Origin of the sequence: Marinobacter sp. UBA2688 (assembly GCF_002352785.1) — a bacterium.
Classification (GTDB): Bacteria; Pseudomonadota; Gammaproteobacteria; order Pseudomonadales; family Oleiphilaceae; genus Marinobacter; species Marinobacter salarius.
The window spans coordinates 147608-155847 of the sequence record NZ_DELU01000021.1 but is presented as its reverse complement, the minus strand read 5'-3'; the positions used below and the strand labels follow the sequence as shown (position 1 = coordinate 155847).

Sequence of the window (8240 nt, the reverse complement as noted above, 5' to 3'; positions counted from 1 at the left end):
GTAACTCCCCCTCCTACTCGATTGAAGTAAACGTTACGAGTCAGATCGGGCACGGTGTGGGGTGCCTTTTCTGCCGGGGAAAAGGTGTCTGAGCGCAGCGAGTTCTTTTTCCCAGAAGAAAAGGTACCCCGCGGCGGGCCCAGCCCCTTGTAAACAGACCTACAAAAAAAGGGGCTCCCGAAGGAGCCCCTGTTCTTACTCAGAGCGTTGAAAACGCGCCTGTTTACCGGGTGATGTGCTGATACTCACCGGCATCTTCAGTAACCGAGCTCACCACCATAATGGCAATGAAAGCAGCAATGAAGCCAGGAATGATCTCGTACACGCCAGGACCACCCATGAACTCACCGTTCCAGCCCAGAGAGATCCAGATCATGACCGTGGCAGCACCCACAACCATGCCTGCGATGGCGCCAGCGCCGTTTGTGCGCGGCCACATCAGTGACAGGATAATCAGCGGGCCAAATGCGGCGCCGAAGCCTGCCCAGGCGTTACTGACCAGGGCCAGAACCTGAGAGTTCGGGTCGGAGGCAATAACCGCAGCTACCAGGCCTACCAGTACAACACACACACGGCCTACGCCGACGCATTCTTTGTCGGTCGCTTCTTTACGCAGGAACAGGCGATAGAAGTCTTCGGTCAGTGAAGAAGACGACACCAGCAGCTGGCTGGAAATGGTACTCATGACTGCAGCAAGCAGTGCCGCGTAGAGGAAGCCTGTGATCAGCGGATGGAACAGAAGATCTGAGAGCAGGATAAAGATCGTTTCCGGATCTTCGATATTCATACCATTGCGAATCGCGTACGCCCGGCCAAACACACCGAGGGAGACGGCGCCAATCAGGGAGATAAGCATCCAGGACATGCCGATGTTACGGGCAGTCGGTACTTCATCCAGCGTACGGATCGCCATGAAACGCACAATGATGTGTGGCTGGCCGAAATAGCCCAAACCCCAGGTTACCGCAGACAACCAACCGATGAGCGTCAGGCCTTCCGTCCACGACAGTAGCGTGGGGTCGACTTCGTTCAGGGTTTGCGACGCCTGGGCGAAACCACCGCCGCCTTCACCAAAGAGGACAACCGCCGGCATGATGACCAGTGCCAGCATCATGATGCAGCCCTGTACGAAGTCCGTCATGCTTACTGCCAGGAACCCGCCGACCACGGTGTAGGCCAACACCACACCCAGCGTGATGACGATACCAACCGCATAGTCGCTCAAACCACCGAAATTGAAGATGCCGGAGAATGCACTCTCAAACAGCTTGCCGCCCGCAACCAGGCCGGATGCCGTGTAAACCGCGAAGAAGATAACGATGACGATGGCTGACACGGTACGCAGCGAAAGCGCCTGTGTCGGGAACCGGTTTGCCAGGAAGGACGGGATGGTGATCGCATTGCCATAGTGAACCGTCTGTTCACGAAGACGCGGCGCTACCAAGGTCCAGTTAAAAAACGCACCCACGAGCAGGCCGATACCGATCCAGGCCGATCCCAGGCCCGATGCAAACAGCGCCCCGGGCAACCCGAGAAGCAACCAGCCACTCATATCCGAAGCACCGGCCGACAGGGCCGCTACCTTTGGACTGAGGGCTCGCCCACCCAACATGTAATCTTCGGATGAAGACGTAGCTCTGCGCATGGCATAAACGCCGATGGCGATCATGAGCGCAAAGTAAGCAAATAGACTGATCCAAACTCCAATAGCCATGAAACTCCTCCAGTTCAAATGGACGGAATCAACTCCGACCGTTTAGCGCGCTTACCACGGTGAACCCGGTAGTCGCACCCTTTGTTTTTTTGACTCGCTAAACTACTCACGTCATTAAGGCGCTACGGCTTACAACGCCTGCCTCCCCATCTCAATACTTACCTCCTATCGTTCAGGTTTTCGTTCCGCACTGCCTTGTGAGCAAAGCGTCCTATCAAACCTTTTCAATGCCAAGCGACAACAGTGACGCGTTTCCACCCACCGCTGTGGTGTTGATGGTGCGGGTTCTCTCCGTCGCAAACCGTAGCAGGTAGTGCGGCCCGCCAGCTTTGGGACCGGTACCGGAAAGTCCCCGCCCCCCGAAAGGCTGAACACCAACAACCGCGCCAATCTGGTTTCGGTTAACGTAGGTATTGCCCACTTTTACCCGCCGCTCGATATAGGCCGCTGTGGACTCACTTCTGCTGTGAATACCCAGGGTAAGTCCATAACCCGCCGCATTAATTTCATCGATCACATCGTCCAGCTTCTCTGCAGTGTAGCGGACTATATGGAGAACAGGGCCGAAGTGTTCGTCTTTCAACTCGTTGATACTTGAAATGGCGTAGGCGGACGGTGGAACAAAGTAGCCGTCGCGGCAGGCCTCCGGTATTGGCGCCTGCGATACCAACCTGGCATGTTTGCCAAGCTCGGTCAGATGGGCTTTCAGACCATCCCGCGCTTCTTGATCAATCACCGGTCCGACATCGGTGCTGTGACGCTCAGGGTTGCCGACCATCAGTTCCTGCATGGCGCCCGCCAGCAGGCTTTCTGTGCGCTCAGCGACCTCTTTCTGGATATAGAGCACACGCAGTGCCGAGCAACGCTGCCCGGCACTGGCGAAAGCGGACTGGATGACATCCCTGACCACTTGCTCCGGCAGCGCACTGCTGTCCACAACCATGGCATTCTGTCCGCCGGTCTCGGCGATGAAGGGCACAATTGCCCCCTCACGCTGCGCCAGAGTGCGATTGAGTATGTGCGCTACCTGTGTAGAGCCGGTGAAGGCGACGCCGGCAATTCTGGGGTCCGGGGTCAGTTTGCCGCCGATTGTTGCGCCATCACCGGGTAAAAATTGAATCACATCGGGTGGGAAGTCAGCTTCCAACATCAGTTCAAAAGCCCGTTGAGCAACCAGACTTGTCTGCTCCGCAGGCTTGGCGATAACAGCATTTCCTGCCACCAACGCCGCCATCACCTGGCCAGTAAAAATAGCCAGGGGGAAATTCCAGGGGCTGATGCAGAGGAAGACGCCCCGCCCTTCCATGTAAAGCTCATTGCTCTCGCCCGTGGGGCCAGGTAGAGCCAAGGCCTTGCCAAAGCGGGATCTGCCCTGGAGGGCATAATAGCGACAGAAATCGACGGCTTCGCGCACCTCGTCGATACCATCCTGTATGGTTTTCCCGGCTTCACGGCAGCAGATCGCCATCAGCTCCTGCATATTTGCTTCCATCAGCTCGGCGTATCGCTCGAGACAGGCGGCACGATCCTCCACCGGACGCTCCCGCCAGGAAACAAAACCTTCCGTTGCAACGACCAGGGCTTCTTCCGCCTGGGCTTCGGTCGTCCAGTACACCTGACCAACGTGTTGGGAGCGATCGTAGGGCGCATGGATATCACTCCGCTCTCCGTCCCGGCGCTTTTCGCCGCCAATGACCGGTGCAGCTTCCCAGCGTTTCTTTGCCCATTGGCCAAGATGATTCAGCAACGGATCCAGATGAGCCGCTACATGGATATTCATCCCTTTGGAGTTGCGCCGCTCGTTGCCAAAGATATCGACGGGCAATGGAATTCGGTCGTTGGGCAGTGAGTCGTATCCCTGCAGTTCCTGAACCGGATTCTGCACCAGAGCCTCTATGGGCGTTGCCGCGTCCACCAACCGGTGAACAAATGAGGAATTTGCCCCATTCTCCAGCAGCCGTCGTACCAGGTACGGCAACAGATCCTTGTGAGCTCCCACAGGGGCGTAGATGCGAACCGGAAGATTGTTGTCCTCAAGGATGCTGTTGTAGAGGGCGTCTCCCATACCGTGCAGGCGCTGGAACTCGATCCTGCGCCCTTTGTTCCTCGCCATGGTCAGAACCGAGGAAACCGTATGGGCGTTGTGGCTCGCAAGCTGCGGATACAACGCTCCTTCGGTGTAGTCACTCAGCAAATAACGCAGACACGCCAGATAGGAGGTGTCGGTAGCCTCTTTGCGCGTAAATACGGGGTAGCCCTCCAGGCCCAACTGCTGGCAGATTTTGATCTCGGTGTCCCAGTAGGCCCCTTTGACCAGGCGAATGGGGATCTCGTCACCCTGCTGTTTCGCCAGTTTGGTCAACCAGCACAATACCGGCAAAGCACGCTTGGAATAGGCCTGGATAACCAGGCCAAAACCACCCCACCCCTTTGCAACCGGTGATGTAAATGCCTTCTCAAACAGCTTTAGCGAGATTTCCAGCCGATCCATTTCCTCGGCATCGATGGTAATGGATACCTTCTTTTCCCGCGCAAACGTCAGCAGGTCAATGACTGTTGCGTAAAGCTCTTCCAGAACCCGCTCTTCCTGGGACGCCTCGTATCGAGGGTGCAGGGCTGATAGCTTGATGGAAATTGAGGGCGCTGGTGCCCGGCTGTCCGGGTAGGTATCGGTTCCCACGGACTCAATGGCATCCATGTAGTCCTTCAGGTAACGGTCAGCGTCGCCCCTGGTCATTGCCGCTTCGCCGAGCATGTCGAAGGAGTAGGTGTAGCCCAAATCCCGGTACTCGCGGGCGTTCCTCAATGCTTCGTCGATATCCCGTCCGAGCACGAACTGTTTGCCCATAATGGCCATGGCCTGGTACATCGCGCTCCGAATGACCGGCTCGCCACTACGCTTGATAAGACGCTTCCAGATACTGGACGGGGAACCGTCCAGTCGTTTATCCATCTTGACCACACGACCAGTCAGCAGCAGCCCCCAGGTGGAGGCATTGACCAGGGTCGACTCACTGCGGCCCACGTGCTTCTTCCAGTCAGCGTCCGACAGCTTGTCCTGAATCAACGCATCGGCGGTGTATTTGTCGGGGATACGCATCAACGCCTCGGCCAGACACATCAGCAGGATGCCTTCTTCGGTATCCAGGCTGTATTCCTGCAGCAGTGCGTCGACCATATGGACGGAGTCGTCCTGCTCGCGGACCTTTCTGATCAGGCTCGTTGCCGTTTCAGTGACGTCTCGATGCTCAGAAGCATCGCTTTGGGCAAGGGGGATCAGTTCGTTGAGGTAACGTGTTTCGTCGACGGCGTAGTTGGCAGTAATCGCTTGCCAGAAGAACGACTTTGGCTGTTCCTGAAATGCAGGCTCGAGCACCTTGCTTGCATTGAACATCTGAGCGCCTCGCCGACGGTTCCCGTCTATGGCCGGGCCCCTCGAACTTTTATTATGGTTGGGTCAGGCAACGCGTACGTACCGTACTGCGCTGTGACGTGATCAGCTACCCTGTTAAGTTAGTATTACTACGGACTTCAGGCTTACAAAATCCTACGATTCTTTTGTAAATTCGTCCGAAAATGAGGCTTTTTTAACAAATCAGGCGACTTTGTCACCAAAACGCAATCTGGAGGGCGTCGTACCTTTGTGTTTTCTGAGCGCGTTGGTGAGGGCACTCTGGGAGGAAAACCCAGTCCGGTAACTGATTTCGGAGACCGAAAAGGAAGTCATGGTCAGGAATTGCACGGCCTGGTCAAGCCGGGTCTGGAGCAGAAACTGGTGGGGGGTAATACCCGTCACATCACGAAACATCTCGTGGAAGCGGCTGACACTGAGGCAAGCCACACTGGCAAGATCGCTCACCGTTATCTTTCGCTGGATATTCTCCATGATGTAACGGCGGATCGTGTCGGGGCTGATGGCATGGCGGTTCTGGCGAACCTCCCTGCCTTCGTTCATGCGCCCGGCCATGCAGTGCAGGATGCTTGCCCCCATGTGCCGCTGCATATCCTGATTATCCGGCGAGCGATCGAACTCTCCCGCCACGAACTGAACCAGCCCTTGCAGCTTATTGTCCAGAACCAGTGTGCGCGGCCGCTCAAACAGAGGCGCGAGTGTTTCATACTCACTGTGCTCAGGACTATTTATGGCCGGCATGTAGGGATCGAGGTTGATAACCAGAACGTGGTTCTGCAGATCACCACAGTAATCGTGGCGCGCTTCAGTGGGCACCAGGCAGGCTCGCCAGGTGTCCAGGTGTGAACCTGTTCCATCCACACTCAGGTCGGCCTCTCCACGAACACCGACAACAATCTGATGATGCTCGTGACGATGATGGTGTGAAGCGGTGGGAAGCTTGAGCAAACGTGCGTCCAACATGCCCGCGATCCGGAAATTTCCTGAGAATGTAGCTCAATTAAAGCAGATCATCGGCAAACTTGCACGACTACGCCCGATTCACCAGACTCCGAAGCAGGCCCGCGACCTCGTCGCTGACCGCCTCAATCGGCTGGGAGGCGTCCACGATGTGATAACGGCCCGGCGCGCTGGCGGCGCGAGCGAGATAGGTCTCGCGTATTCGCTCAAAAAACGCTACCGCTTCCTGTTCAAACCTGTCCAGATCCCCCCGATGGCGGGCACGGGTCATACCGGTTTCCACCGGTGCGTCCAGCAGGATAACGTGATCCGGGCGCACCGTGCCCTGCACCAGGCTTTCCAGTAGCGCTATGCGATCGGCGGGCACACCACGCCCTCCCCCCTGATAGGCAAAGGTGGCGTCGGTGAACCGGTCACACAGAACCCAGCGACCAGCCTCCAATTCAGGAAGAATACGCGTATGAAGGTGTTGCGCCCTGGCGGCGAACATCAGCAGCAGCTCGGTGGTTTCGTTCACGGGCTCATCACGCGGCGCCAGCAACAGCTCGCGGATGGACTCCGCCATCGGGGTGCCGCCGGGCTCTCGGGTTACAACGCATTCAACGCCAAGCGCGTCCAGCGTACTTGCGGCGTTCGCCAGTTGAGTGGACTTTCCAACCCCTTCCGTACCTTCAAAGGTAATAAACTGCCCCCTGCGGGTCATTGGTCACCCTCTTCCGCTGTTGTATCCGGAGACGGAGCTGGAGAGGAACGGTAGTCTGAACGGCGGTTGAGCTGAAACGCCCTCACGGCCTTCTGGTGCTCCGCCAGGGTTTTCGAAAACTTGTGGGTGCCATCGCCACGCGCCACAAAGTAGAGCGCATCGCCTTCAGCCGGATTCAGCGCCGCATGAATCGCTTCCCGGCCGGGCAACGCGATGGGAGTGGGCGGAAGTCCGTCGATCCGATAGGTATTGTAGTCAGTGTGGGTTCGCAGATCCTTGCGAGTGATACGCCCCTGGTATTTCTCTCCCATCCCATAGATGACCGTAGGATCGGTCTGCAACCTCATACCTTTCTCCAGGCGCCGGACAAAGACGCCGGCCACTTCCTCCCGCTCATGAACCGCACCGGTTTCGCGCTCAACGATCGACGCCATAATCAGAGCGTCATAGGGAGAATCGTAAGGCAGGTTTTCAGCCTTGGCCTGCCATTCCGTCGCAAGCACCTCTTCCATTCGCTCAAAGGCCCTGCGTAACAGATCAAGGTCGGTTTCACTGCTGGTAAACAGATAGGTATCCGGAAAGAAGCGGCCTTCAGGATGCGACCCGTTGGCACCCATCTCTTCCATGATCCGGTCGTCGGTCCAGTCGGCGGTCACCTGCCCAAGACGCTCACTGCTGGCGAGCGCGGCGCGCATGTCACGGAAGGTCCAGCCTTCAATAAACTGAATCTGCCAGTGTTTGGTGTCACCGGCGACCATCGCATTGATCATGTCGAGACTGGTCATGCCATCGGTGAACTCATATTCGCCAGCCTTTAATAGCGCCTGCTCCGGGTAAAGACGACCATGAATCTTCAGCCACAGACTGTCGCCCACAAGGCCTTCCGCTTCGAGTTTACGCGCAACCTGACCGTAACCGCTCCCGGAGGGCACGCTGAACAGCACCGGCTCATCCAACGCTACAGGTTGCTCAAGGGTCTGAAGCCCCTGCCATAACCAGAGACCACCCCCGGCAAGCGCCAGGACGGAGAGACAGAACACACAGATGAGTAACTTCTTGAACAAGCTTTTATTCCAAAGTTTTCAGAGGGTCGCAGATTGTCTCAAGCCCATCATCAACTGGCAAATCAACGCTGCCCAATCTGCGAACCGCGACAATACCCACAACGCTGTTAACGAGATACAGTCCACGCAGCCCGGGTGACGACAGCAACGCAGGCTGGATGATCTGCTCCCGGATGGTATGGCCGGATGCGCGCAGACACTCAAGGGCGAACTGCCGCATGACGCCGGCCACTGCAAGGCTCTCAACCGGAGGGGTTACCCACTCTCCCTCCATCCTGATAATGAGGTTGGTTCGCGTCCCCTCAAGCAACTGCCCGTCGGCGTTCGCCATGATCAGTTCGAATTCCTCGCCACTGAACTCACGGCTTGCCATCACCTGCTCCAGAC

At 57.1% G+C, this 8240-nt stretch carries 6 protein-coding genes; all 6 read right to left on the bottom strand.

Annotation, left to right across the window (positions count from 1 at the left end; translation table 11 throughout):
- Nucleotides 1-223 precede the first annotated feature (223 nt).
- On the bottom strand, nt 224-1714 hold the full coding sequence (putP, locus tag B3M52_RS10175; RefSeq protein WP_036205025.1) for a sodium/proline symporter PutP: 1491 nt from the start codon (nt 1712-1714) through the stop codon (nt 224-226).
- A 214-nt stretch (nt 1715-1928) separates the two neighbouring features.
- Entirely contained in the window at nt 1929-5108 is a 3180-nt protein-coding gene (putA, locus tag B3M52_RS10170; protein ID WP_075194788.1) for a bifunctional proline dehydrogenase/L-glutamate gamma-semialdehyde dehydrogenase PutA, read from the bottom strand.
- 201 nt (nt 5109-5309) lie between these two features.
- Nucleotides 5310-6089 carry an AraC family transcriptional regulator gene (locus tag B3M52_RS10165; RefSeq protein ID WP_075194787.1) on the bottom strand — a complete coding sequence of 260 codons (780 nt, stop codon included), beginning with the start codon at nt 6087-6089 and terminating at the stop codon, nt 5310-5312.
- A gap of 67 nt (nt 6090-6156) precedes the next feature.
- Complete coding sequence (gene tmk / locus B3M52_RS10160; RefSeq protein ID WP_075194786.1) at nt 6157-6789, bottom strand: dTMP kinase; 633 nt, start codon at nt 6787-6789, stop codon at nt 6157-6159.
- A complete protein-coding gene (gene mltG, locus B3M52_RS10155; RefSeq protein WP_075194785.1) occupies nt 6786-7853 on the bottom strand; it encodes an endolytic transglycosylase MltG in 1068 nt (355 codons plus the stop codon). The genes tmk and mltG overlap by 4 nt, the downstream gene beginning before the upstream one ends.
- Nucleotides 7854-7857: 4 nt before the next feature.
- A partial coding sequence (locus B3M52_RS10150; protein ID WP_286749493.1) for an aminotransferase class IV occupies nt 7858-8240 on the bottom strand: 383 nt, incomplete at its 5' end.

Excerpts from the sequence above, each read along its gene's own strand:
- B3M52_RS10165 (WP_075194787.1), bottom strand. The coding sequence starts at position 6,089 with ATGTTGGACGCACGTTTGCTCAAGCTTCCCACCGCTTCACACCATCAT.
- putA (WP_075194788.1), bottom strand. The coding sequence starts at position 5,108 with ATGTTCAATGCAAGCAAGGTGCTCGAGCCTGCATTTCAGGAACAGCCA.
- putP (WP_036205025.1), bottom strand. The coding sequence starts at position 1,714 with ATGGCTATTGGAGTTTGGATCAGTCTATTTGCTTACTTTGCGCTCATG.
- tmk (WP_075194786.1), bottom strand. The coding sequence starts at position 6,789 with ATGACCCGCAGGGGGCAGTTTATTACCTTTGAAGGTACGGAAGGGGTT.